This is a genomic window from Clostridium sp. MCC353 (genome assembly GCF_018785315.1).
Taxonomy (GTDB): Bacteria; Bacillota; Clostridia; order Lachnospirales; family Lachnospiraceae; genus CHH4-2.
On record NZ_WQPN01000128.1, the window covers coordinates 103,521 to 126,563 of the forward strand.

The following is a 23,043-nucleotide window of genomic DNA, read 5'->3' on the forward strand; positions in this document are numbered from 1 at the left end:
TAACGCTTTTACTTTTTACTTCTGCTTAAATTCTTCAATTGCCTTCAATGTGTCTTTCAGGATCTTATCTCCCCTCATCATGCCGTAATCGCGGGTGTCGATGGCCATGACCGGGATCTTATCCTCTACTTTTGTTTTCACTTCATCCATTGCATACCGGATCTGCGGCCCTAAAAGCACCGCGTCGGCTCCGTCCTTATGATCGTCCAGATCACTGACCGGAACGGCAACGGCCTCCAGTTCGATCTGCAGTTCTTTCGCCGCAGCTTTCATCTTGTTCATCACCATACTGGTGGACATTCCAGCATAACATACTAAAACTATCTTCATTCACTGATCCCTTCCTGTTCTTCTTTGTATGTCTTATTATCATACACCTTAAAGAATGGATAGTAAATAACCGCATCCATGATAATTAATAAAAGAACCAAAATTACCGCCTTAATGTCCATGGTAGCCAGAAATGCCCCGATCGGCGCGAACAGGTTCCACCCCGGTTCCACAAAACATTTGGAAATGATACCGCTGGACATACAAATATATGTAATAATAGCGTTCAGTGTCTGCGCCACAATAAAGGGGAACAGCATCAGTGGATTCAATACAATCGGAAGCCCAAATAAAATCGGCTCGTTGATGTTGAAAAGAGCGGGTACAATGCCGATTCTTCCCACAGTTTTTAACTGTGTGGACTTGCTGGTAAGCAAAAGGGCGGCCAGGGCAAAGGTTGCGCCCGCGCCTCCGATGGTTACGAACACCCACCAGTAAGGAGAGCAGAATACAAACGGCAGTTCACTAACCGGAGTGCCTGATGCATAGGCAGCCGCGTTCATGGCAAAGTTGGCTTCTCTGATTGGAGAAAGCACGGCGCCGATAGCCGTATCGTGAATACCAAACCACCACAAAACCTGCTGAAGAATAGATACCACGGTAACGCCAAATACATTGTCAATGAATTTAATTAAAGGTGTGATCAGGTTTAATACCAGCTCCGGCAGAATAACGCCGCTTACATTTTTCACTAACGAGGTGAAGAATGTGGCAATTATGGAGATAATCACGATGGGCACCAGGGCTTCAAAAGAAGCGGCCAGAGCAGGCGGCACACTGTCAGGCATTTTAATCGATCCGACCTTGTGCTGAATCAGGAACCGGTAAACTTCAACCGTAATGACGGCTACGATCATAGCCGAAAACAGGCCTGTACCACCAAAATAACTGTTGGAGAATCCACCTTCCACATATTCTGTATTGAACAGCAAAAATGTAATTAACGAGGTAAGGGTCGGCACGTAGGGCTGCATCTTATAATGTACGGACAAAAAGTAACCGATGCCAAGGGCCACATAGATGGCCAGGGACCCCAGAGTTACATCGAACAAAAAGTTAAGAGGGCCTCCAACAGCAGCCCCCAGCGCTGCCCAGCCTTTAAAAAATCCATAGAGCAGGCTTCCTGCTTCCATTGTGGTGTAGTCTATTGGCGGCTCGGCTATAATAAGCGCAAAGCTGCCAATCATCATCAGCGGCATCGCTGATAAAAATGAACTCTGAATCGATTTTAAGTATTTGTTTCTTGCGATCTTGTTTGCCAAAGGCAGAATGTGTTTCTCAATCCATCTCGTGATTCCTTTGTTTTCCATCTCATCTTTCCCTTCCTATATATGCTGGTTATGATCAGCCGCTATAACCGTTCTCATTGCGGATAAAATCCCTGTACCAATAGTAGCTCTTTTTCGGGGTTCTTCTGCAATTATCATCAAAATCCACTCTGACTAAGCCATAGCGTTTTTCATAACCGTTAATCCAACTGTACAAATCAAAGGTCGACCACACATAATATCCCTTCAGGTTAAATCCGTCCCTGATGGCCCTGCGCAGCTCTTCCATATGTCTGCTGAGAAAATCAATTCTCCCATCGTCTTCCACCATACCATTATCCGACGGCATCTCATACATGCCGACGCCATTTTCCGTGATATATACCGGCACATCACCGTATTTTCTCCTGATATCGGCCAGCTCATCATAGATTCCTTTGGGATAGATTTCACAGTCCCAGGCCGTATATTCGCTGTCCGGGTCCTTGGCCTGTTCAAACCAGCCTTTGATGATCAGTACAGCGCTGTCCTTCCCCTTTTTGCCCGTATTGTTGGCCTTTAAAATAGTTTCTCCGGCAGTATAAGGCTTAACCAATGCGCGGCTGTAATAATTGATTCCAATAAAATCCACGATGCCATTTTCCAAAATCTCTTTATGTTCCGGCTTCATGAAAGACAGGTCAAATCCATCTTCCTCCAGCTTCTCCAGCAGATCCTGGGGGAAATGCCCCAGCATAGGAGGATCCAGCACCCAGTTATTGAAATAGTTATCCGCAAGGCGGCCTGCCCTTTTACACGCTTCGCTGTCATCGCAGAGATCCACATTGGCGCTGGCGTGCACGATTCCCACCTGGCCTTTGGCGCCGGATTCCCGGAATGCCTTCACGCCCAGGGCGCTGGCTAATATCACATGATAGGCTGCATGGATCATCCGCTGGAAGTCCTTTACATTGGGCGGATAGTTGCCAATCGCATAGCCGGACGTGATAAAATAGCTGGGTTCATTGATGGTAACCCACAGTTTCACCTTATCGCCAAATGCGTCGAAACACACTTTGGCATATTCAGCAAACGCATAGGCGGTTTCCACATTTTCCCAACCGCCTTTTTCGGCCAGGACATTGGGAAGATCCCAGTGATACAGGGTCACATTGGGCTCCACTCCGTATTTCAGGCAGGTATCGATCACCTTATGGTAATATTCAATCCCCTTGGGATTTACCTTTCCCGTTCCATCCGGCAGGATTCTTGGCCATGCCAGTGAAAAACGATAGGTATTCTGGCCGCCTTCTGCCATCATCTTAATATCTTCTTCAAACCTGTGGTAATGGTCGGAAGCCACATCTCCGGTGGTATAGGTAATGCAGTTCTTTTCGCTGTGGCAGAATTCATCCCACATACCCAGGCCCTTTCCGTCCTCCTGCCAGGCTCCTTCACACTGGTAAGAAGCGGTCGCCGATCCCCATAGAAATTCTTTTGGGAATTTTACATCCATTTTTTATTCCCCCTTCATCATTTTATACATCTGGATCATCTCTTTTGCCAAATCCAGTACAGTCATGGCATTCATCACGTGATCCTGTGCATGCACCATCAAAAGGCTCACCGGAAACGGCTCTCCGGCCGCTTCTTTGGATATAATGTCGATTTGGGATTTATGGGCATTCTGTATGGACTGTTCTGATTTTTTAACAAGGTCCCCGGCCTTTTCATAGTCTCCGGTTCTGGCCGCCTTTAATGCCTCCATTGCAAAACTTCTGCCTTCTCCCGCATTCACCACCAATTCCATTATCGTCAATTCCTGATTCGTATCCATAAACTCACCTCCTTTGACCTATTCTGCTTTGGTTTCCAGCTCTTTTCTGATAATCGCCAAAATTCTTTTGGCATCCATCATCCCATATAAAACCGTATCCAGAGCGATCACCTTTTTCTTTGGATATTTATCCCTGAATTCATCCAGCCGGTGCCGCACCTGGGGCCCCAGAACGATGAGATCCGGTTCCTTTGGAAACTCGTCCACGTCAAATGCGGAACAGGCATCGATTTCACAATCAAATTCCTCTACTTCTGTCTCTTTCTCCAGTTTCCTGACCAGCAGGCTGGTGGACATGCCCATGGCGCACAGCAATAATATCCGTTTCACAATTCACCTCGTTTCTGCCGGGTTAATAAAACCAGTATAAAAATATCGATTAGTGCATAAAAATACATTCTATAAGTAACAGCATACATGTTTTGAAGGATGATTGCCATACAGGAATTTACCGGATTATATGTGGTAATTTTTATGATTTTATGTTTGAATGATATTATAAATTCTGCTTACATAACTTTAAATACGTATCTTTACCTCAAAACTTATATGGGTTATATTAAAAAAAGAGTTATTTTATGCAACGCTAAATCCCCAACAGGGAGTATATAAGCGAAAGGGCCATATACCAAACCAGCAGGAGGTGAAAAGATGGAGGACAGCAAAATCGTTGATTTGTATTGGACACGCTCAGAGCGCGCCATTACAGAGACTGCCCGGAAATACGGAAACTATTGTTACGCCATCGCCCATAATATACTCTCAAATGCCCAGGATGCTGACGAGAGTGTAAATGATACCTATCTGGGTGCATGGAACAGCATGCCGCCCCACCGGCCATCCATTCTGCGGACATTTCTCGGTAAAATCACGCGGCGGATCTCTTTAAAAAAATGGAGGGATAAAAACAGAATGAAGCGGGGCGGCGGTGAAGTTGCCCTTGCTCTTGATGAACTGAACGAATGCATTCCATCGGGATGCAGTGTAGAAGATGAAATCATTGCCAGGGAGCTGGCAGGAATACTCAACCGGTTTATATCAGAATTACCGGAAATCGAAAGGCAGGTATTTCTCTGCCGCTACTGGTATTTGGATTCCATAGAGAAAATAAGTTTGGAATTTAATTTCAGCAGCAGCAAAGTAAAATCAATGCTGCATAGAACAAGAGTAAAACTGCGTTCCTATTTACGACAGGAGGGAGCTTTATGAACGCCAGCCACATTCTCGATGCATTGGAAATGATTGATGACAAGTACATCCTGCAGGCAGGGGAACATTCATTTACCACTAATCCGTCCGGCAGGAACGGGGAAAGAAAAGCCGGAAATTTGCGGCGCATTATGGTTTTAATTGCCGCTGCCGCCCTGCTGTTGATGCTTTGCGGATTCGGGGCATACAAATTGGGATTATTTGACTATTGGATTCAAACGCCGTCCGCCACCCCGGAAGACACCGTGAGGTATGCAATTGAAAACCAGATTAAAAAAGACTATACGGTCCGCGTAACCGTTGATACCGTTCATGTTGATACGGACGAGACCAAACGGCTCGCCGCCATGTATTCCGGCAGCGAACTCGCAGAGGAGAGGGGCTGGACCGAGGAATATCTGGCGGAACATTTTACCGCGGTAAAAGCCGTGTATTATATCGAATATGACCACACCAAGGTATTCATGAACGATGGTTGGACAAAACAGTATTTTTATTTGGTGCGGGAACCGGAAACAGGGGAATGGACAATTATCGATAATACAAGCCCGGATACCTGAATATTCCTCCTCATCCCCCCTTCAAAAGCCGCATAAACACTGGAAATTCCGGATGTTCGATCAATTCCCGAATCGCCTCCTCCTTCAAAAGCAGCTCCGTGGTTACTTTATAGAATTCCTGGGTTCTCGGGTGTTTTCCTTCGGCCAGGGAAACCAGCAGCACCACCTGAACCTGGTTCTGCACCCAGTAAATGGGCTTTTTCAAAATTCCCACTCCAACAAAGGTGGTATCCGTCATCATTTTATAAGGATGGGGCAGGGCCACCAGGTTGCCGTAATCCGTATGGGCCAGATCCTCTCTCTTTAAAACGGATTCATAAAATTCCGGGGGCAGGTTCCTGAAACGGCTTATTTTCCTGCACATGGAGGCAATCACTTCTTCTTTGCTGCTGCCTTCCAGGCCAGGGAAAAATAATTCCCTGCTATAGTATTCATTTAAGAAATCCATCTCATTTTCCTGCAGTTTTTCCCTGATCTTCAATATTTCCCGGTCGCTTAAAAAGGTCTGGATTTCCATGATGGGGCGGGGGATTTTATGCCTGACGGGAACAGTTGTCAGAACGTAATCAATATCGTCATACTTCATATCCTCCAACTGATAGACCGTACAGATTCTGATTTCCTCAATATATTTCCCGAACTCCTCCATATACTTATATTTTAAGAGCTGGGCGCTGCCCTGGCCGGAGGAGCAGACCATGAGAATCTTCTTTTTCTGGATTCCAGCCTTATCCCGCTCCATGGCAAGGGCGAACTGGAGGGCAATGTACCCGGTTTCCTCATCCGAAATCGGACAGTGATAATACTCGATAAGGGGTATGACCGCCTGGCGGGCCACCGTATAAGGGAACAGGTAATTTTTCCGTATCTCATCCAGCATGGGATTCTGAATTTTAAGCTGGTAGCGGAGCCGAATATCCATGGGAACCAAATGGTAGTTTAACGCCATTCTCAGTTCCAGATTGTGCCGGTAATCCAGTGCAAATGTGTCAAAAACCGTATTCACCATCCGCTCCACCAGTTCATCCAGATACTGGGGGATCACAAAGTTGGTATCTTCCCATCCTGCTGCCGCAAATGTCCGGTTTCCCGCCATCAGCACAGCCAGATACAAAATCTCGCTTTCAGGAACCACAATCGAACCCTGTCCTGCCATTTCCGCAGCCACGGCCGATGCCGCCCTGTATTCGGTCCTGTCTTTAACAAACGCTGTCCCTTCCTGCATCCGGATAAAAAATCCCTGCTCCATCCTTTTTTTGCTGATCTCCGCGTAAAGGTACAACTCCTTTAACGAAGTTTCCGTAATCTCCAGCCGGAACTGTCTGAGCAGGTCCAGAATCAGCCGTAACATCTCCGATTCGCTCCCAGCGTCATACTGCCTGGACAAATGTTCTGAAATGCATCTTCTGATTCCCAGTTCCTGCCCCAAAACCTTCATCCCATAACGGGACTTTTTTTCAACAATCAGCCCGTAGCGGGACAAAATAGCTTCGGCTTTCCTGAGATCGTGCACAAGGGTCTGCCTGGATATAAACATTTTCTCCGCCAAATCATCCATTTTCACATAGGTCTGGGTGTTTAAAAGTTCATTCAGAAGATATTTCACCCGGTCATCCGGAGTTTTGAGCCCTAAACCGTTGTCATTTTTCCTGTTTTTGTCTAAAAAATCCTGGAATTTGGCCTGATCCTTGATTTCCAGGCAGTATCCGTACCTCTGTTTAGAACGCAGAACGGCACCATTTGCAATGCATATGGTGCCCAGCTCTTTGATTCTGGTTCTGACCGACTTCTCACTCAGATTCATTTTTTCCGCCAGGTTCCCGGCGGTTTTATATCCGCTGTCCAGAAACTCCGACAGCAGGACTTCCAATCTTTCATCTAACACGTATCAATCCTCAATCTTTACTGTAAAGATGCCTCAATGGCTTTTTCAAGTCTGATGATCATCTCGTCTACGTCCGATTTTTCAATTACTAACGGCGGCACAAACCGGATAATATTGCTGCCTGCGCTGATTAACACAAGTTTCTGCTCCAGCAGGGCATTATTTACCACCGGCCCCACAGGAATGGAAAATTCCAGCCCCTGAATCAGGCCTCTGCCGCGGCTCGACACCACAACATCGTATTTTTCCACCAAACCGGCCAGCTTTTCAGCCAGATATCCACCGATAACCTTTACATGATCCACCAAGTTCTTTTCCTCAAACAAATCCATCACCTTGCTGGCCGCCGCGCACACAAACGGATTGCCGCCATATGTGGTTCCATGATCTCCCGGAACCATGGCTTCAGATGCTTTGCCGCTGGCCAGGAACGCGCCTACCGGAACGCCGTTTCCAAGAGCTTTGGCAACGGTCATCACATCCGGCTTCACGCCGTATCCCTGCCACGCAAACATTTCTCCGCTGCGGCCCATTCCGCACTGGATTTCATCCAGCATCAGAAGCATATCGTTCTCATCACAGAGTTTGCGCACCCCTTTGATAAATGTATCCTCCGCCGGATAAATGCCGCCCTCTCCCTGAATGGTTTCCATCAAAATGGCGCAGGTTTTTTCGTTAACCAGGGCTTTTACGCTGTCCAGGTCATTGAACTGGGCAAATTTGATATTGGGAATCAACGGATAAAACGGCTCCTGATAGTGTTCATTTCCTGTCACAGAAAGAGCGCCCAGGCTTCTGCCGTGGAAGGAATGTTTCATTGCGATTATCTCATAATCCGGGGCCATTCCCTTATTATAAGCATACCTTTTGGCAATTTTCAGCGCTCCTTCGATGGCTTCAGTTCCGCTGTTGGTAAAAAATACTTTATCCATTTGGGATATTTTCAGGAGCTTTTCTCCTGCCTCAATGGACGGCTGGTTGTAGAACAGGTTTGAGGTATGGAGCAGTTTATCCACCTGCGCTTTGACTGCCTTATTGTAATCCGGGTCGTTATATCCTAACGCCATCACAGCAATTCCGGCGCCAAAATCCAGATATTCCTGTCCGTCCGAATCATAGAGCTTTACCCCCTGCCCATGGTCAAATATTACAGGGAAACGGTTATATGTCTTATAAAATGATTTTTCGGCTTTTTCTATATATTCTTCTTTATTTATCATCATTTCCTCCACTTCTGAACCGTTACTGTTTATTCACGAAAAAACGTTCTTCTCTTGAATTTAAAATGGCAGTTCCGATACCTTTGTTGGTAAATATCTCAAGCAGCAGGCAATGGGGAATGCGGCCATCCAAAATATGCACCCTGGATACGCCCTCCAAAATGGCGTCAATACAGTTTTGAAGTTTGGGCAGCATGCCGCCGCCCAGCATTCCGCTGGAAACAAACTCCTGGGCTTCATCCACCGTCATTTCAGAAATCAGGGAATCTTTATCTTCAAAATCCTTATAAACGCCTTCCACGTCGGTGAGGAACGCCAATTTTTCCGCGTTTACAGCTCTGGCGATTGCGCAGGCGGCGTCATCGGCATTTACATTATAACTCAGGTAATTGTCATCGTAACCGATGGGGCAGATGATGGGAAGAAAATCCTTTTCAAGCAGGTCATAAATGATCTTGGGATTCACTTCTTTGATATCGCCCACATAGCCGATATCTTCTCCATTGGAGTATTTTTTGTCGCATTTTAACAGCATGCCGTCTTTTCCGCTGATTCCCACTGCCTGGATGCCCAGTTCGTTGACTAATTGTACAAGGCTTTTATTTACTTTGTTCAGAACCATTTCCGCGATTTCCATGGTCGGTTCATCGGTTACACGGAGGCCGTTGATGAATTTGGGTTCCATGCCCACTTTATTCACCCATTTGCTGATTTCTTTGCCGCCTCCATGGACGATAATGGGTTTGAAACCTACCAGCTTCAATAAAACCACGTCCTGGATTACGTGCTTTTTTAATTCTTCGTCTACCATGGCGCTGCCGCCGTATTTTACTACGATGATTTTTCGGTTAAAGCGCTGGATGTAGGGCAGCGCTTCTATTAGGACTTCTGCTTTCTGCATGATATTCTGGTCTAATTCCATAGTGATCTCCTCTTTTTTTAATATTGGGCGTGGTGACATTGGGCGTGACATTGGGCGTGAAGGCATTTTTGAAAATGCCTTCACCCTTTACTTTAAATCCCTTCACCTTTTACATTAAAGCCTCAAGGCATTTTCGAAAATGCCTTCACCCTTCATGTAAAAAATATCACGAACGGTAATCCGCATTAATCTTCACATAATCAAATGTCAGGTCACACCCCCAGGCCGTCGCGCAGGCGTCTCCCATCTTCACATCCGCAATTGCGGTCACTTCCGGCTCAGACAATATCTTCGTCGCCTCTTCCTCACTATAATCCAGCGCTACCCCATTCTCAATAATCTGCATCTTACCGGCCGCGCTCTCAAAATACAGATCCACCTGTTCCGGATCAAACTGCGCCCCCGAATATCCCATAGCACATAAAATACGTCCCCAATTGGCGTCATGACCGAAAATAGCTGCTTTCGTCAGATTGGACGTGATTATGGATTTCGACAGAGTAACCGCCTGTTCCTTGCTCTCCGCTCCAATAACTTTAACTTCAAACAGCGCCGTACATCCTTCTCCGTCACCGGCCATTTTCTTAGCCAGCGTTTCATTGACATAATTGAGGGCTTGTTTAAATGTATCATAGTCAGCCCCAGCTTCTTTGATCTCCGGATTACCTGCCATGCCGTTGGCCAGCAGAAGAACCGTGTCATTGGTGGAAGTATCGCCGTCCACAGAAATCATATTATAAGTATCTTTTATGTCCTCGCTCAGCGCCTGCTGAAGCATTTCCTTGGAAATAGCCGCATCTGTGGTAACAAATGCAAGCATGGTGCACATATTAGGATGGATCATGCCGGAACCTTTGCACATACCTCCGACCGTGACTGTCTGCCCGCCGATTTCCACCTGTACGGCCACCTCTTTTTTCACTGTATCCGTAGTCATAATCGCCTGGGCGGCCGAAGTGCCGCTTTCCAGACTTCCATCCAGAAGCGGGGCCATAACTTTTATGCCCGCAGCCAGTTTATCCATGGGAAGCTGTTTTCCAATCACACCTGTGGAGGCAACCAGTACCGCATTTTCAGGCACATTCAGCGCTTCTGATGCCGCTGATGCCGTGTCCCTGCAGTATCCGAACCCTTCCGCGCCCGTACATGCATTGGCAATCCCTGCATTTACCACAACCGCCTGGGCAAATGGCGCGTTCTTTACAATATCCTGATCCCATTTCACCGGAGCGGCCTTCACCACATTTGTTGTAAATGTCCCGGCCGCCACGCATGGAACTTCGCTGTAAATCAGGGCCATATCGGCTCTGTCTTTATATTTGATTCCTGCCGCTGTCGAAGCTGCCTTATATCCTTTTGCCGCGGTCACGCCGCCTTCTATTTTCTTCATCCTATCCTCCGTTCTGCCCATTCAATGGCTGTATCATCATTTTACGGCCTGTGTATCTTAACAGCCGTGCTGTTTCCTACGAATTCGGTGATATTCATTTCATTTAATGTGTAATCGTAATAATTGATGTCGTCCCGGAAGGTCCATCCCAGCTCCTGCCAGAATTTATTTCCGAGTTCATTATCCTTAAATGCAACCAGGCTGACCTTGTTGATTCCTTCCTCTTTCAGCGCCTTGGCCGCTGCCGACGCCATCTGCTGGCCGATCCCCATTTTGCGGTAATCCTCCGCCACGCAGACGTGGTAGAAACACCCCCGGCGGCCATCATGACCGCAGAGAACCGCGCCGACAATTTCTCCATTTTCTTCCGCCACTACGCTGGTAGATGGGTTTCTTCTGATAAAACGTTCCACACCTTCCCGCGAATCATCAATGCTTCTGATTCCAAAACCGGCTATTCCTGACCAGAGTTTGAATACCTGATCGTAATCTTCTATTGCCATCACACGAATTTTCATAAATCTCCTCACTTTGGACCTGCATCCGTTTTTTCACATCAGGGGTGAAGGCATTTTCAAAAATGCCTTCACCCTTTACTTTAAATGCCCTCCCCATTTACACTAAAGCCTCAAGGCATTTCTGAAAATGCCTTCACCCTTTACTTCACCCTTTACTTCTAAGGAAACATAGGAACCAGCTTCAGCCCCTTATTCTCCTCCAGCCCAAACATCAAATTCATATTCTGAACCGCCTGCCCCGCGGCCCCCTTCACCAGGTTATCCATGGCTCCCATCATAATCACCCGGTTGGTTCTGGGATCAATCTTGAAGTTCACATCCACAAAATTGCTCCCCTTCACCCATCTCGTCTGAGGGGTCACGTCTTTATTCAGCACGCGCACAAAATATTCATCCGCATAATACTTATCATAAACCGCCTTCACTTCTTCATATGTAACCTCTTTAGTGAGGCTTGCATAGGCGGTAATCAAAATTCCTCTGTCCATAGGCACCAAATGCGGCGTAAAATTAATCACCACCGGTTTCCCGGCCGCATAGGAAAGCTGCTCTTCAATCTCAGGCGTATGTCTGTGGGAAGCCACTCCGTAAGCTTTGATGCTTTCATTCACCTCGCAGTACAGGTTATCCACCTTGGCTCCCCGGCCCGCGCCGGACGTTCCCGACTTGGCGTCGATGATGATGGTGTTGGGGTCGATCAGCCCTTCCTTAACTAACGGATAAATGGATAAGAACGAACAGGTTGGATAACATCCCGGATTGGCGATCAGCCTGGCCTTTTTAACCGCTTCCCGGTTGATCTCCGGAAGGCCGTATACCGCTTCCTTAATATATTCCGGGGCAGGGTGTTTGATTTTATACCATTCTTCATAGATATTCACATCTTTAATGCGGAAATCGGCGCTTAAATCGATGATCTTCACCTTGGAAAGAATCTCTTCATTCACAAGGGATGCGCACAGTCCCTGAGGGGTGGCCGTGAACACCACATCCACTTTATCCGCAAGTTCTTCCATATTATCATCCATACATTCCGCGTCCACGATCTCAAACATATTCTGGTAAATGGATGCGTATTCCTTGCCTACGTAGCTTTTGGAGCCGTACCAGACGATTTCCACATCGTCCCTCTGCATGAGAAGGCGGACCAGCTCACCTCCGGCATATCCCGTTGATCCTATAATTCCAACTTTAATCATATTCATTTTCCTCTCATAAACATACATATTATTTTACAGTAACAGTTCAGACAAGTCTGTTACATTTTACAGCCATTATGTACCTGTTCTTATTATAATGACTTTTTTCCTATAAAGAAAGTACCATTGATAATTCTTTCCAAGAAATGGCTGAAGCCGCCATCGCTTTGATGATTCATAATTATACATTATCAGTGCATAATATGCAAGTTATTTTTAAGAAAATCATTTTCCTATTGCATTTTCATAAAATATGTTGTATATTTATGAAAGTTCGAAAATGAAATTCGAAAACAGATAATAGGATTAACTACATAGAAACATTTTAAGGAGGATTTAATTATGAAAGAGAAAGTCGTATTAGCTTATTCAGGCGGTCTGGATACCACCGCTATTATCCCTTGGTTAAAAGAGCATTTTGATTATGAAGTGATCTGCTGCTGTATCGACTGCGGCCAGGGAAATGAACTGGAAGGGCTGGATGAAAGAGCCAAATTGTCAGGAGCTTCCAAATTATACATTGAAGATCTGGTGGATGATTTCTGCGACAACTACATCATGCCCTGCGTTCAGGCAAATGCCGTTTACGAGAACAAGTATTTACTGGGAACTTCCATGGCACGCCCTGCCATCGCTAAAAAGCTGGTGGAAATCGCCCGCAAGGAGGGCGCTTCCGCAATCTGCCACGGCGCTACAGGAAAAGGGAATGACCAGATCCGTTTCGAACTGGGAATCAAGGCCCTGGCTCCCGACATTAAAATCATCGCTCCATGGCGTATGACAGACGTATGGACCATGCAGTCCCGTGAAGATGAGATCGAATACTGCAAACAGCACGGAATCAACCTTCCGTTCTCTGCCGATTCCAGCTACAGCCGTGACCGCAACTTATGGCACATCAGCCACGAAGGTCTGGAACTGGAGAATCCGGCCAACGAACCCAATTATGATCATTTATTGGTTCTGGGCGTGTCCCCTGAAAAGGCGCCGGATGAAGGCGAATACGTTACCATGACATTTGAAAAAGGCATTCCGGTAAGCGTGAACGGGGAAAAGATGAAGGTTTCCGATATCATCAAGAAGTTAAATGCCCTGGGCGGCAAACACGGCATCGGCATCGTGGACATCGTAGAAAACCGTGTGGTGGGAATGAAATCCCGCGGCGTGTATGAAACTCCCGGCGGAACCATTTTGATGGAAGCCCATCAGCAGTTGGAAGAACTGGTATTAGACCGGGCTACCATGGATTTGAAAAAGGACATGGGCAATAAATTCGCCCAGATCGTATACGAAGGAAAATGGTTCACTCCTCTGCGCGAGGCGGTTCAGGCCTTCGTGGAATCCACCCAGCAGTATGTGACAGGCGAAGTGAAATTCAAGCTTTATAAGGGCAACATCATCAAGGCCGGAACCACTTCCCCATATTCCCTGTACAGCGAATCCCTGGCGTCCTTCACCACCGGCGATCTGTATGACCATCATGATGCGGACGGATTCATCACGCTGTTCGGACTTCCGTTAAAGGTCCGCGCGATGAAGATGCAGGAAGTTGAAAAGAATAATAATAAATAATAAGACAGTATTTAAGCCGTTCAATGTGGCAGTATTCCTCCACATTGAACGGCCTTTCATTTTCCGTCATTCAACCTTTTTCAGCCAATAATATCCATACCCTTCCATGTCCACTTCATAAGCGTTCATTTCAGTACCAGTGATTAAATCCTGGTAGATTCCATCTTGACCGATCAATGCTTTTTTGTTGTCTCCGCTGAAATTAAACAGCCCAATCAGCCTTTCCCCGTCCATCTCTCTCACCAGGCAGAGAATTCCCTGATCCCCTGTTTCCAGCGTGGAAGTGGCAGCGGCGGCATGGAAAACCAGCTCCGAACGGCGGATCATTTCCAGACGGCTCAGGCCGTCAAACAGTTTCTTCTGCACCGTTCCAGGCTTCTTCGTGTTCTTTTCCAGGTCCCAGGAGAATTTCCCCCTATGCAGATAGCGGGAATCCACAGCCTTTTTTTCGTCATTTTTGTAGCTGTAATCATTTAGCTGGCCGATCTCGTCCCCGCTGTAGAGAATCGGTATGCCCGACAAGGTGAACATATAGGCGTGGAGCATCAGATCCAGGCGGATTCCTCTCTCCTCTCCTTCCTTGTCTCCCTCAGCCAGAGCTTTTTCAATTCCGCACATGGAAGCCGTGGTCCCGCAGAATCTGGCGTCCTGGGTGACCGGGTCTTCGTTATACAGCTCGCCGCGGCTGAAGCTGCCTGGGAATCTGCCCGTAAAGAAATCATTAATATACCGTTTGTGAGGTATTTCCTCCATTCCCCACCATTTCAAAGTGTCATAATCCAATCCCCATCCGATATCGTCATGACATCTGAGATAATTCAGAAATACATACTGTTTGGGCAGACCGCTCAATATATCCATCTGCTTTTTTAAGAGTCTCACATCCCTGGCCGCCACGGAATTCCAGGTCGTTGCCATGGTTGTCACATTATAGAGCATATGGCATTCCGGTTTTTCCAACGTTCCAAAGTAGGGAACCACCTTTTCCGGCTCCATGACCACCTCGCCCAAAAGCAGCACGCCGGGACAAACGATCTCACCGATGATCCGCATCATCCTGACGATGGTATGGACCTTTGGCAGATTGCGGCAAGGGGTTCCCAACTCCTTCCAGATATAGGGAACCGCGTCGATCCGGAATATATCAATGCCCTTATTGGCCAGAAACAGGAAATTATACATCATTTCATTGAACACCCTGGGATTTTTATAATTTAAGTCCCATTGGTAGGGGTAAAATGTGGTCATGACATAGTGTCCGATTTCCGGCAGATAGGTAAAATTGCCCGGCGCAGTTGTGGGAAAAACCTGAGGCACCGTTTTCTCGTATTCAGCGGGTATCCGGTCATTATCAAAGAAGAAATACCGGCTCATGTACTCCCCTTCCCCATTCCTGGCCCGTTTGGCCCACTCATGGTCTTCGGAGGTATGGTTCATAACAAAGTCCAGGCAGACATTCATATCCTGTTTGTGGCACCGGGCGGACAATTCTTCCAAATCATCCATAGTTCCCAGATTCTCCTGAACCTTTCTGAAATCCGACACCGCATATCCGCCGTCGGATTTTCCTTCTGTTGTATCCAAAAGAGGCATCAGATGGACATAGTTTACATGGCATTTTTTTAAATATCCCAGTTTTTTTGCCATGCCTTTCAGATCATCTGCGAAATTATCCACATACATCATCATGCCCAGCATATCGCTCTGCTTAAACCAGTCCGGGTTTTCACATTTTATCAGGTCCCTGTTTTTTAACTCGTCCTTTCGGGATATGTAAAATTCATACATTCTGTTACAAAGTTCCCCGTACATGTCTCCATTGTCATATAATTCCATGTACAGCCAGCGCAGCTCATCCTCCCGTTCTTTCAAACGTTCCCAATAGATGAGTTCCGCCTCCATGCCGTGTTTTTCCGTCCGTTTCACCACTTCTGCTCCTCTCTTTCCTGCCTGTCGCCGCCCCATTCAAAGGGCTCTACAAATTTTTCTTTCAGATGAGCCATTTCTTCCTCAGATACTCCGCAGACCTTTAAAAATCCGGCAATGGTTCCGGACTCCTTTTTAATGTCCTCCATCAGCTTCTCCATATTGCTTCCATGGGAACCTGAAATATCCGTGGTAAACTGTGTGACATAATTATGGCTCATCTCATAGTCTGAAATGATATCCTCTTTCGAAACGCCTACAGCCCCTAAAAGAAGCATGGCAATGATTCCCGTTCTGTCTTTTCCCGCCGCGCAGTGGAACAGCCCAGGCCCTTCTGAGCCGATCAGGAAACGTACCGCTTCTCCGATCTGAGGTCTGGAAAAGCGTATCATCTGCCGGTACATGCGGATTAAAGTCCTGGTGTCCACTACATGGTCATTTACACGGATCTGGTCCGCCGAAACCGGCCCCATCAGGGATACCCCTTTCCACAGGGCGCCATTTACCTGACAGTCCGCCATGGCTTCCTGCTCATGAGGATATCTCAAATCCAGAATCCGGCTGATTCCCAGACCTTCCATCATTCTGATATCTTCCGGCTCTGCCTTATAAAGGCTGGTACTCCGGTAAAATACTCCCCATCGCGTGATCCCGCCTTCACAAACATACCCTCCTAAATCTCTGAAATTCGCCACTCCCTTCATGGGATAGCGCCGGCATCCTGTCATCTGTTTTCCTCCTGTTTCCTGTTACGGCAGCGGATCTCTGGATGTCTTCGCATCCCCAAAAAAGAAAAAGAAATCCTGCAGTTCCGTTGTCATCATGCCTTGTTTCCGGGCCAAATCCCGGGCTTCTTCAAAAAGCCGGCTTCTGTCATAATCCACCTGGCAAAGGCGGATGTTCCCATCCTCAATCACCGCATAATGGGCCGTTTTATCCGGATCATCCGGTCTCCGGTAGGAAACGCTTCCCGGGTTCAGCCACTCCCGTCCGTTCCCAAGCACATGAACGCACTGCCTGTGGGAATGTCCGAAAATCATTCTCCGCTTTTCCAAATTTCCAACCCCCGGATCTGCAAACCGGTCCCAGTATGCGTCAAACTGGCTGCGGCTTTCAATCACACCGTAAGCCTCATCGTACTGATGCTGGATCAGATACACATATCCATCCGCTTCAAATGTTAAATGCAGCGGCAGTTTATTTAAATACCCAATCCGCGCCTCATCCAGCCTTCGGCAGTTATGGTGAACCCATTTATACTCCTGAGAGGGAATATCCCAGAACTGCTGCTCTTTCCATATATTAACCGTATGGAGATCATGGTTTCCCTGAACCATTTTTATATTATCAAATGACCGCATCCGGTCTACCACCTCTTTAGGCGCAGTTCCGTAATCTACAAGATCTCCCGCACAGCAGAGCAGGTCAAAATGGGGTTCCGCATCCAGAATCTTCTGAAGGGCCCAAATGTTGCTGTGGAGATCAGAAATAACTAAAAGCTTCATATTACCTCAATTCTGCCGCTGCCGGAAACAGTTCAGACAAGTCTGAACTGTTTCCGCTGCTGGTCTTTTCTCCGTCAAATTTCCAAAATCAAACCATCATAAGCGACCGTAAAACCTTCCGGCCCCATCTTGGCCTGAAGATCATCGTGTATCATCCCGCTCATATGGGACAGATGGTTCAAATAATAGGCTGTTGTTTCACTCACACAGCCCATTTCCATAAGAGAGTTCTTTAAATCAAGATTTTCCTTCATGCCCATATGGCCGTCTCCCGGCAGTGAACCCCTGGCACAGTCCATGCTGACCGCGTCGAATACGAGTCCGAGGGAACCGATTTCCCGGATTACGCTGTCTGCCAGCCGCCCCGTATCGTTGGCATATAAAAAACTGGCCCTGCCGTCTGTCACTGCATAGATAAAACAGAGTTCATCCGGTTTATGGCTGGCTTTCAGCGGATAAAACCATATCCCGCCTGCCTGAAACCATTTACCCGTTTCAACCGGCACATAATTGATCCGTTTCCGGTCCGCATGAGGCTGTTCACGCAGGGCCTGTTCGATGGCCCGTTCGATAAAACTGCTGCCGTAAACCGAAAGGAAATTTTCCTTTTTTCGTATTTCCGGAAGAATCGCCGCTCCGTCCCTGGCCCTGAGAGCCAGGGAAAATCCATCGAAGTGATCGCAGTGAGAATGGGTCATGACCAGATCTTTCACCTTCCACAGCCTGAGCCCCAACTGGCTGGCCCTCGCATACAGGTCCGGCGAAAGATCAATCAGAAGGTTGTCGTTTATCATGGCACAGCTTCTGGTTTTCAAATTGCGTCCGCCGATACGCCTGGCCCGTTCACAGGCCGGGCAGCCGCAGAACATGCCAGGAAATCCTTCCGCCGCGCCTGTGCCAATATACTGAATTTTCATCATTTCTATCCTTTAATACCGCTCATGGTCAGGGACTGGATAAACTGTTTCTGGAACAGCAGGAAGATGATGAATACAGGAAGGGTCGTCAGCGTGGCAAATGCGAAAATCTGTCCCCAGAAAATATAAACATCCGTGGAAAGGGCCCGCAAAGCCAGCGGCAGCGTTCTGTACGTCTCATCCCTGGTAACCAGCGTAGGCCACAATAAATCTCCCCAGGAACGGATAAATCCCATAATTGTTACGGTTGCGCAGATCGGTTTCGACAGCGGTAGCATGATCCGCCAGAAAATGCCCCCGTAAGATTCCCCGTCCACAATAGCAGCCTCCATAAGCTCTTTCGGCATTCCCTTAAAATGATTATAATATAAGAAAATATACATCGGATATCCGATGGTGGGAAGGGCCAGTCCGGCATAGCTGTTGAGCATATGAAGCCGGTTCGCCACCATAAAACGGTTGATGATCACCGCTTCCGTAGGAATGATGGACAACGCAATGATTAAGGAAACCAAAATATTCTTCCCTTTAAAGTCCAGCATACCCAGAGCGTAGCCGATCATCGCGTTGACGATGGTCACCAGCGATACGTTGATAACCGCTACCACAGCCGAATTTTTAAAGAACTTCATAAAATTGACTTTGCGGATTACCTGGACAAAGTTGTCCATGGTCAGAGTTCCTACCGGAAGAAATGCCTTATAGGTAGACATATCCGCCACGATTTGAGCGTCTGTTTTCATGGAAGACACCACCATATAGACAATCGGCGCTATAAACAGGAATGCGATTAAAATGTACCCGGCATACATTAAAATCCGGTATACCATCCTTTTTTCTTTCGACATCGCAGATCTCATCAGTCATCCCTCCCCAGCACTCTGTTCTGAATCAATGAAATAGCAAACACAATCAGGAAAAATACAACCGCGATTGCAGAGGAATAACCCAGCTGGTTGTTTACAAATCCAGACTTATACAAGAGGTAAACAACCGAGGTGGTAGACCCTTTCGGACCGCCGTTTGTCAGCACATAAACCTGGGTAAACAGCTTTAACGTGTTGATTGTGGTGGAAATCAATACATAAACCAATGTATTTTTAAGCATCGGAACCGTTATGTACCAAAATCTCTGATTTGCATTGCAGCCGTCCATACGCCCGGCTTCATAGAGGTCTTCTGAGATAAACTGAAGGCCGCCCAGAATGATTAACATCTGCATTCCCAAAGACTGCCAGATATACATGATGGCGATACAGAACAAGGCCCATTTGGAATCCTGCAGCCACGCCTGAGGCTGCAGTCCAAATACTTTGAGCACGGAGTTCATAAGGCCGTCCGCGCCCGGCGAAAAGATGAATGACCACACAACGGCTACAACCGTCATGGTAATTACCTGAGGGCTGAAGTAAATCGTACGGAACAGTTTAACACCCTTCATTGAATTATTTACCAGAACCGCCAGCAGCGTGCCCAATAATATAATGATTGGAACAACCAGCAACGCATAAACTGCCGTATTAAGGAACGCCTGCTGGGCTGTCCCGCTGGTCGCTATTTTTATAAAGTTTTTTAAACCAACAAAGTCAACCGGTTTCCCTGCCTTCTGCACCAGCATTTTATTCGTAAATGAATAAATGATCGACATACAGAACGGCAGTATGATAAATAATGTAATCGGAATCAATGCAGGGGCACAGAACAGCCAAGCTGTCCGTGTCTGCGCATCATGAATTCCATGTCTCGCTCCTGCTTTTACCTGTCCCTTCATCTACTGCCCTCCTATATTAATTGAGATTCCATTCGTTTTCTGTAATAATTTCATCAATTGATTCTGATGCGTCCTTTAACGCTTCTCCAGCGTCTGCTCCGCCGATGATATCAGAGGTCGCTGATTCCATAGCGCTGTAAATGGTCATATGAGCAGGGGTTAAAGGTCTGAGCACAGAAATTCCAGCTTCCAGCTGTTCACGGTATAAGTATAAACGGCCGCCTTCTTTCAGCTCATCCTTTGCATCCAGCACAGATTTTCTGGATGGAATGGCTCCGTTAAAATCAGTAATCTGGTTGATATATTCCGGTGAAAGCGCGGCTTCCATTACAGACCAAACAGCGTCCGCCGTGCCATTTTCCGTCGCAGCTGTTGTCATCGCCCATACGGTGGAACCAGAACAGGTAAACACGCCTTTTCCAAAATCAGGAATAGGAACCAGAATCGCGTCGTCGCCCAGATTTGTCACATGATCGGTGTATTTCCAGTGTCCCAATAAAGCTAAAGCGCTTTCTTTTCTTCCGTAAAACGCGTCTTCATAATCGCATGCTCCGTTTAAATATCCCTGTTCTTCCAGCCATGTGATATAGGAATATGCCGCAATGGTCTCTTCACTGTCCAAAACGCCTTCTGTCAGCATCGTATCCCGGTTCACATAGTCTCCGCCGAAGCTGGCAATTACCGGCATATATGTAAAGTATAATGAGGACGGCTTGTTCTGACGGATATAAATCGGATATTCCACGCCGCTCTCCTTTAACTTAGCCAGAGCGTCTTCAAATTCAGCCTTGTCCCATGCATCCTTGTAGCTCACAGGAATTCTCACGCCCGCTCCTTCCAGCATGGATTTGTTTGCCCAGAGAGCCATACCGGCATCAAACTGAGCGGTTGAAACGATATGTCCGTCATAAGTGGATTCATCCACGATGGACTGAAGCAGGTCGCCTTTCAATTCCGCGGACAACCGGTCGTCCAAAGTTTCAATCATCCCGGCCTCATAATAAGAAGGAATCTGTAAATAATCGGCGATAATCATATCCGGCGCGTCTCCAACCACAGGGGCTACCTGAATCTTGCTGTCCAGCTCATCTTTCGGATAATATTCATCATTGATCTGGATGTTTAATTCAGTCTCCATGGTAGTGAACATCTCACGGTATGTATCATCTTCCGCTCCGGAGCTGACCCAGACTTTAATGCTGCCCGCTTCGCCTGACGCAGCGCCGGCCTCTTTACCTGCGCCTTCTGTATTTCCTGCCCCGGCGCCTTTTGCTTCCGTCTGATCTGCGCCTTCTTTAGCTGCCTCTGTCTTAGCCGCAGTCGTATCGGTTTTCGCCGCATCCTTATCGGATACGCTCTCTCCGCATCCTGCCGCTGTTGCCAAAAGAGCCAGAGCGGTGATTCCTACAGTTACTTTTTTCCATAAATGTCTCATTCTCATTCTACATGGCCGATCTGCCTCCGCCATGTTTTACCTCCTCCTGTTTTGATAGGCATATTATATATCTTGCAAAGAAATATGTCAAGCGGTTGATATATAAAAATACATACTTTTTCAAAGTTTTTTTACCATTTTACATTTTATTGCACAATAATATTTTGTTTTATAAATATTTTTTGCATATAATTGTCACATTTTAAATAATTATATATCATCCGCAGAACATAGTTTGCATATTTTTTTGATTTATGATACTATAATCATAGATCAAACGTTTGACATACACTTATGACATATCTTTCTCACAGATATTGTTTCGGCCCCGTTTTCATTTACCCTGGCCGGATGTGGTCGGACGCAGAACTGGTTCAGGAGGAAATTATGCCGACACTAAAAGATGTAGCCCAAAAAGCCGGGGTCACTGTGACTACCGTTTCAAGAGTCATCAACAACAGAGGATATTTAAGCGAGGAGACAAAGCAGAAGGTGAAACAGGCTATGGACGAACTGCACTACCGCCCCAATGAACTGGCCCGCTCCCTTTCAAAACAGAATACCAATACCATAGGAGTTATCACTCCACACATCATGCATCCTTACTTCGCGCAGCTGATCAGCCATATAGAAAGCGCAGCATCCAAGCAAGGGTTTAAGATATTTTTGTGCAATTCCAAAGAGGATCATTCCAGAGAGGCGGAATACATAGATCTCTGTAAAAGCAACCGGGTTGCGGGAATCATCTTCTGCGGAATGATCCTGACATCTGAAAAATACGCCCAGCTGGATTTCCCTTTTGTGGCCATAGAGTGCAACAGCCCTCTGTGCGTTTCCACAATTCTTTGCGACAACTACGCAGGAGGAAGAATGGCTGCGGAACATCTGATTGAGCGGGGATGTAAAAACCTGCTCCATTTCAGCGGAATTATTGATCAGGAAATGCCCGGAGACAGCCGGGCCCAGGCGTTCACTGATGTCTGTCAAAAAAACAAGATAAATTATGACAATATCTGGAGCGGAGACAACACCTATTACACCATGGATTACCATGAATTCATCAAATACACACTTTTAAAACACCCTAAAACCGATGGGATTTTTGCCAGCAGTGATTTGATCGCCGCCCAAGTGATCCAGGTCTGCGCGGATTTAAACAAAAAAATACCAGACGACATAAAGCTGGTGGGCTTCGATGATGTATCCCTGTCCACCTTGACCACACCGCAGATCACCACCATCCACCAGCCCACCAAGGAGATGGCGGATATGGCTGTGGACGCATTAATCAAGAGCAGCATCCATGAGACGGTGCCCAGTAAGATTGTGCTGCCGGTTTCTTTGGTGAGGAGACAGTCTACATAAATGACCGCTGCTTTGTTTATGTATGGCGGGTATGAATTTTCAAACACGCTCTAAGGCAGAAGGGCGGGGCCCCAATGCGGGGGCGGCAGGAAATCTGACGGGGCCGGGAAACAGCTTCCCGGCCCCGTCAGATTCCACCTATAAATACAAAATCCCACCTTATTTTATCGCATCCGATATTCCTTACATTTTTATTCTATTTTTTCTGTAAATCTTTCACAATTCTTTAAAATAG

The 23,043-nt window shown here is 46.8% G+C and carries 22 protein-coding genes; 4 read left to right on the forward strand and 18 right to left on the reverse strand.

What is annotated here, in order from left to right:
• Positions 1-15 precede the first annotated feature (15 nt).
• From GPL15_RS21240 to GPL15_RS21260, 5 genes are read right to left on the reverse strand one after another with little or no spacing between them, the layout of a single operon-like run.
• Positions 16-330, reverse strand: coding sequence for a PTS sugar transporter subunit IIB (locus GPL15_RS21240; protein WP_215700674.1), 315 nt, complete (start codon positions 328-330; stop codon positions 16-18).
• Entirely contained in the window at positions 327-1,640 is a 1,314-nt protein-coding gene (locus GPL15_RS21245) for a PTS transporter subunit EIIC (protein WP_215700675.1), read from the reverse strand. Before GPL15_RS21245 ends, GPL15_RS21240 begins: the two co-directional genes overlap by 4 nt.
• Before the next feature lie 34 nt (positions 1,641-1,674).
• Positions 1,675-3,093, reverse strand: a complete 1,419-nt coding sequence (locus tag GPL15_RS21250) for a family 1 glycosylhydrolase (RefSeq protein ID WP_215700676.1) — start codon at positions 3,091-3,093, stop codon at positions 1,675-1,677.
• A 3-nt stretch (positions 3,094-3,096) separates the two neighbouring features.
• Entirely contained in the window at positions 3,097-3,414 is a 318-nt protein-coding gene (locus tag GPL15_RS21255) for a PTS lactose/cellobiose transporter subunit IIA (RefSeq protein ID WP_215700677.1), read from the reverse strand.
• Positions 3,415-3,432: 18 nt separating this feature from the next.
• Positions 3,433-3,744, reverse strand: a complete 312-nt coding sequence (locus GPL15_RS21260) for a PTS sugar transporter subunit IIB (RefSeq protein ID WP_215700678.1) — start codon at positions 3,742-3,744, stop codon at positions 3,433-3,435.
• A 321-nt stretch (positions 3,745-4,065) separates the two neighbouring features.
• On the opposite strand from GPL15_RS21260, the gene GPL15_RS21265 reads away from it, so the two are divergent.
• Positions 4,066-4,623: a sigma-70 family RNA polymerase sigma factor gene (locus tag GPL15_RS21265; protein WP_215700679.1), complete on the forward strand. Its 558-nt coding sequence runs from the start codon at positions 4,066-4,068 to the stop codon at positions 4,621-4,623.
• Entirely contained in the window at positions 4,620-5,183 is a 564-nt protein-coding gene (locus GPL15_RS21270) for a hypothetical protein (protein ID WP_215700680.1), read from the forward strand. Before GPL15_RS21265 ends, GPL15_RS21270 begins: the two co-directional genes overlap by 4 nt.
• A gap of 10 nt (positions 5,184-5,193) precedes the next feature.
• Here GPL15_RS21270 and GPL15_RS21275 read toward each other — a convergent pair whose 3' ends face one another.
• From GPL15_RS21275 to argC, 6 genes are all read right to left on the reverse strand, one after another.
• A complete protein-coding gene (locus tag GPL15_RS21275) occupies positions 5,194-7,068 on the reverse strand; it encodes a BglG family transcription antiterminator (protein ID WP_215700681.1) in 1,875 nt (624 codons plus the stop codon).
• A gap of 17 nt (positions 7,069-7,085) precedes the next feature.
• On the reverse strand, positions 7,086-8,288 hold the full coding sequence (locus tag GPL15_RS21280; protein WP_252198542.1) for an aspartate aminotransferase family protein: 1,203 nt from the start codon (positions 8,286-8,288) through the stop codon (positions 7,086-7,088).
• 22 nt (positions 8,289-8,310) lie between these two features.
• Entirely contained in the window at positions 8,311-9,210 is a 900-nt protein-coding gene (gene argB, locus GPL15_RS21285) for an acetylglutamate kinase (protein ID WP_215700682.1), read from the reverse strand.
• Between the two features lie 166 nt (positions 9,211-9,376).
• Complete coding sequence (gene argJ, locus GPL15_RS21290; RefSeq protein WP_215700683.1) at positions 9,377-10,600, reverse strand: bifunctional glutamate N-acetyltransferase/amino-acid acetyltransferase ArgJ; 1,224 nt, start codon at positions 10,598-10,600, stop codon at positions 9,377-9,379.
• Positions 10,601-10,641: 41 nt separating this feature from the next.
• Positions 10,642-11,118: a GNAT family N-acetyltransferase gene (locus tag GPL15_RS21295; RefSeq protein ID WP_215700684.1), complete on the reverse strand. Its 477-nt coding sequence runs from the start codon at positions 11,116-11,118 to the stop codon at positions 10,642-10,644.
• Positions 11,119-11,276: 158 nt separating this feature from the next.
• Positions 11,277-12,317 carry an N-acetyl-gamma-glutamyl-phosphate reductase gene (gene argC / locus GPL15_RS21300; protein WP_215700702.1) on the reverse strand — a complete coding sequence of 347 codons (1,041 nt, stop codon included), beginning with the start codon at positions 12,315-12,317 and terminating at the stop codon, positions 11,277-11,279.
• A gap of 342 nt (positions 12,318-12,659) precedes the next feature.
• On the opposite strand from argC, the gene GPL15_RS21305 reads away from it, so the two are divergent.
• On the forward strand, positions 12,660-13,889 hold the full coding sequence (locus tag GPL15_RS21305) for an argininosuccinate synthase (protein WP_215700685.1): 1,230 nt from the start codon (positions 12,660-12,662) through the stop codon (positions 13,887-13,889).
• A 66-nt stretch (positions 13,890-13,955) separates the two neighbouring features.
• On the opposite strand, the gene GPL15_RS21310 is transcribed toward GPL15_RS21305, so the two are convergent.
• The 7 genes from GPL15_RS21310 to GPL15_RS21340 form a co-directional block, all read right to left on the reverse strand.
• Positions 13,956-15,791, reverse strand: coding sequence for an alpha-amylase family glycosyl hydrolase (locus GPL15_RS21310; protein WP_215700703.1), 1,836 nt, complete (start codon positions 15,789-15,791; stop codon positions 13,956-13,958).
• 20 nt (positions 15,792-15,811) lie between these two features.
• Complete coding sequence (locus tag GPL15_RS21315) at positions 15,812-16,543, reverse strand: tyrosine-protein phosphatase (protein WP_215700686.1); 732 nt, start codon at positions 16,541-16,543, stop codon at positions 15,812-15,814.
• A gap of 21 nt (positions 16,544-16,564) precedes the next feature.
• Positions 16,565-17,320 (reverse strand): metallophosphoesterase family protein, encoded by a 756-nt coding sequence (locus GPL15_RS21320; protein WP_215700687.1) that lies wholly within the window; start codon positions 17,318-17,320, stop codon positions 16,565-16,567.
• 74 nt (positions 17,321-17,394) lie between these two features.
• Positions 17,395-18,237 carry an MBL fold metallo-hydrolase gene (locus GPL15_RS21325; RefSeq protein ID WP_215700688.1) on the reverse strand — a complete coding sequence of 281 codons (843 nt, stop codon included), beginning with the start codon at positions 18,235-18,237 and terminating at the stop codon, positions 17,395-17,397.
• 5 nt (positions 18,238-18,242) lie between these two features.
• Positions 18,243-19,097: a carbohydrate ABC transporter permease gene (locus tag GPL15_RS21330; protein WP_215700689.1), complete on the reverse strand. Its 855-nt coding sequence runs from the start codon at positions 19,095-19,097 to the stop codon at positions 18,243-18,245.
• Positions 19,097-20,008 carry a sugar ABC transporter permease gene (locus GPL15_RS21335; protein ID WP_215700690.1) on the reverse strand — a complete coding sequence of 304 codons (912 nt, stop codon included), beginning with the start codon at positions 20,006-20,008 and terminating at the stop codon, positions 19,097-19,099. Before GPL15_RS21335 ends, GPL15_RS21330 begins: the two co-directional genes overlap by 1 nt.
• A gap of 16 nt (positions 20,009-20,024) precedes the next feature.
• Positions 20,025-21,476, reverse strand: coding sequence for an ABC transporter substrate-binding protein (locus GPL15_RS21340; RefSeq protein ID WP_252198543.1), 1,452 nt, complete (start codon positions 21,474-21,476; stop codon positions 20,025-20,027).
• 354 nt (positions 21,477-21,830) lie between these two features.
• On the opposite strand from GPL15_RS21340, the gene GPL15_RS21345 reads away from it, so the two are divergent.
• Positions 21,831-22,808 carry a LacI family DNA-binding transcriptional regulator gene (locus GPL15_RS21345; RefSeq protein WP_215700691.1) on the forward strand — a complete coding sequence of 326 codons (978 nt, stop codon included), beginning with the start codon at positions 21,831-21,833 and terminating at the stop codon, positions 22,806-22,808.
• Positions 22,809-23,043: the final 235 nt, after the last annotated feature.

What these genes read in the sequence shown, in the direction of transcription:
- GPL15_RS21280 (WP_252198542.1), bottom strand. Translation starts at nt 8,288, where the DNA reads ATGATAAATAAAGAAGAATATATAGAAAAAGCCGAAAAATCATTTTAT.
- GPL15_RS21335 (WP_215700690.1), bottom strand. Translation starts at nt 20,008, where the DNA reads ATGAAGGGACAGGTAAAAGCAGGAGCGAGACATGGAATTCATGATGCG.
- GPL15_RS21315 (WP_215700686.1), bottom strand. Translation starts at nt 16,543, where the DNA reads ATGACAGGATGCCGGCGCTATCCCATGAAGGGAGTGGCGAATTTCAGA.
- GPL15_RS21325 (WP_215700688.1), bottom strand. Translation starts at nt 18,237, where the DNA reads ATGAAAATTCAGTATATTGGCACAGGCGCGGCGGAAGGATTTCCTGGC.
- GPL15_RS21295 (WP_215700684.1), bottom strand. Translation starts at nt 11,118, where the DNA reads ATGAAAATTCGTGTGATGGCAATAGAAGATTACGATCAGGTATTCAAA.
- argB (WP_215700682.1), bottom strand. Translation starts at nt 9,210, where the DNA reads ATGGAATTAGACCAGAATATCATGCAGAAAGCAGAAGTCCTAATAGAA.
- GPL15_RS21270 (WP_215700680.1), top strand. Translation starts at nt 4,620, where the DNA reads ATGAACGCCAGCCACATTCTCGATGCATTGGAAATGATTGATGACAAG.
- GPL15_RS21310 (WP_215700703.1), bottom strand. Translation starts at nt 15,791, where the DNA reads ATGGAGGCGGAACTCATCTATTGGGAACGTTTGAAAGAACGGGAGGAT.
- GPL15_RS21330 (WP_215700689.1), bottom strand. Translation starts at nt 19,097, where the DNA reads ATGAGATCTGCGATGTCGAAAGAAAAAAGGATGGTATACCGGATTTTA.
- GPL15_RS21320 (WP_215700687.1), bottom strand. Translation starts at nt 17,320, where the DNA reads ATGAAGCTTTTAGTTATTTCTGATCTCCACAGCAACATTTGGGCCCTT.
- GPL15_RS21255 (WP_215700677.1), bottom strand. Translation starts at nt 3,414, where the DNA reads ATGGATACGAATCAGGAATTGACGATAATGGAATTGGTGGTGAATGCG.
- GPL15_RS21265 (WP_215700679.1), top strand. Translation starts at nt 4,066, where the DNA reads ATGGAGGACAGCAAAATCGTTGATTTGTATTGGACACGCTCAGAGCGC.
- argJ (WP_215700683.1), bottom strand. Translation starts at nt 10,600, where the DNA reads ATGAAGAAAATAGAAGGCGGCGTGACCGCGGCAAAAGGATATAAGGCA.
- GPL15_RS21245 (WP_215700675.1), bottom strand. Translation starts at nt 1,640, where the DNA reads ATGGAAAACAAAGGAATCACGAGATGGATTGAGAAACACATTCTGCCT.
- GPL15_RS21305 (WP_215700685.1), top strand. Translation starts at nt 12,660, where the DNA reads ATGAAAGAGAAAGTCGTATTAGCTTATTCAGGCGGTCTGGATACCACC.
- GPL15_RS21340 (WP_252198543.1), bottom strand. Translation starts at nt 21,476, where the DNA reads ATGGCGGAGGCAGATCGGCCATGTAGAATGAGAATGAGACATTTATGG.
- GPL15_RS21240 (WP_215700674.1), bottom strand. Translation starts at nt 330, where the DNA reads ATGAAGATAGTTTTAGTATGTTATGCTGGAATGTCCACCAGTATGGTG.
- GPL15_RS21345 (WP_215700691.1), top strand. Translation starts at nt 21,831, where the DNA reads ATGCCGACACTAAAAGATGTAGCCCAAAAAGCCGGGGTCACTGTGACT.
- argC (WP_215700702.1), bottom strand. Translation starts at nt 12,317, where the DNA reads ATGATTAAAGTTGGAATTATAGGATCAACGGGATATGCCGGAGGTGAG.
- GPL15_RS21250 (WP_215700676.1), bottom strand. Translation starts at nt 3,093, where the DNA reads ATGGATGTAAAATTCCCAAAAGAATTTCTATGGGGATCGGCGACCGCT.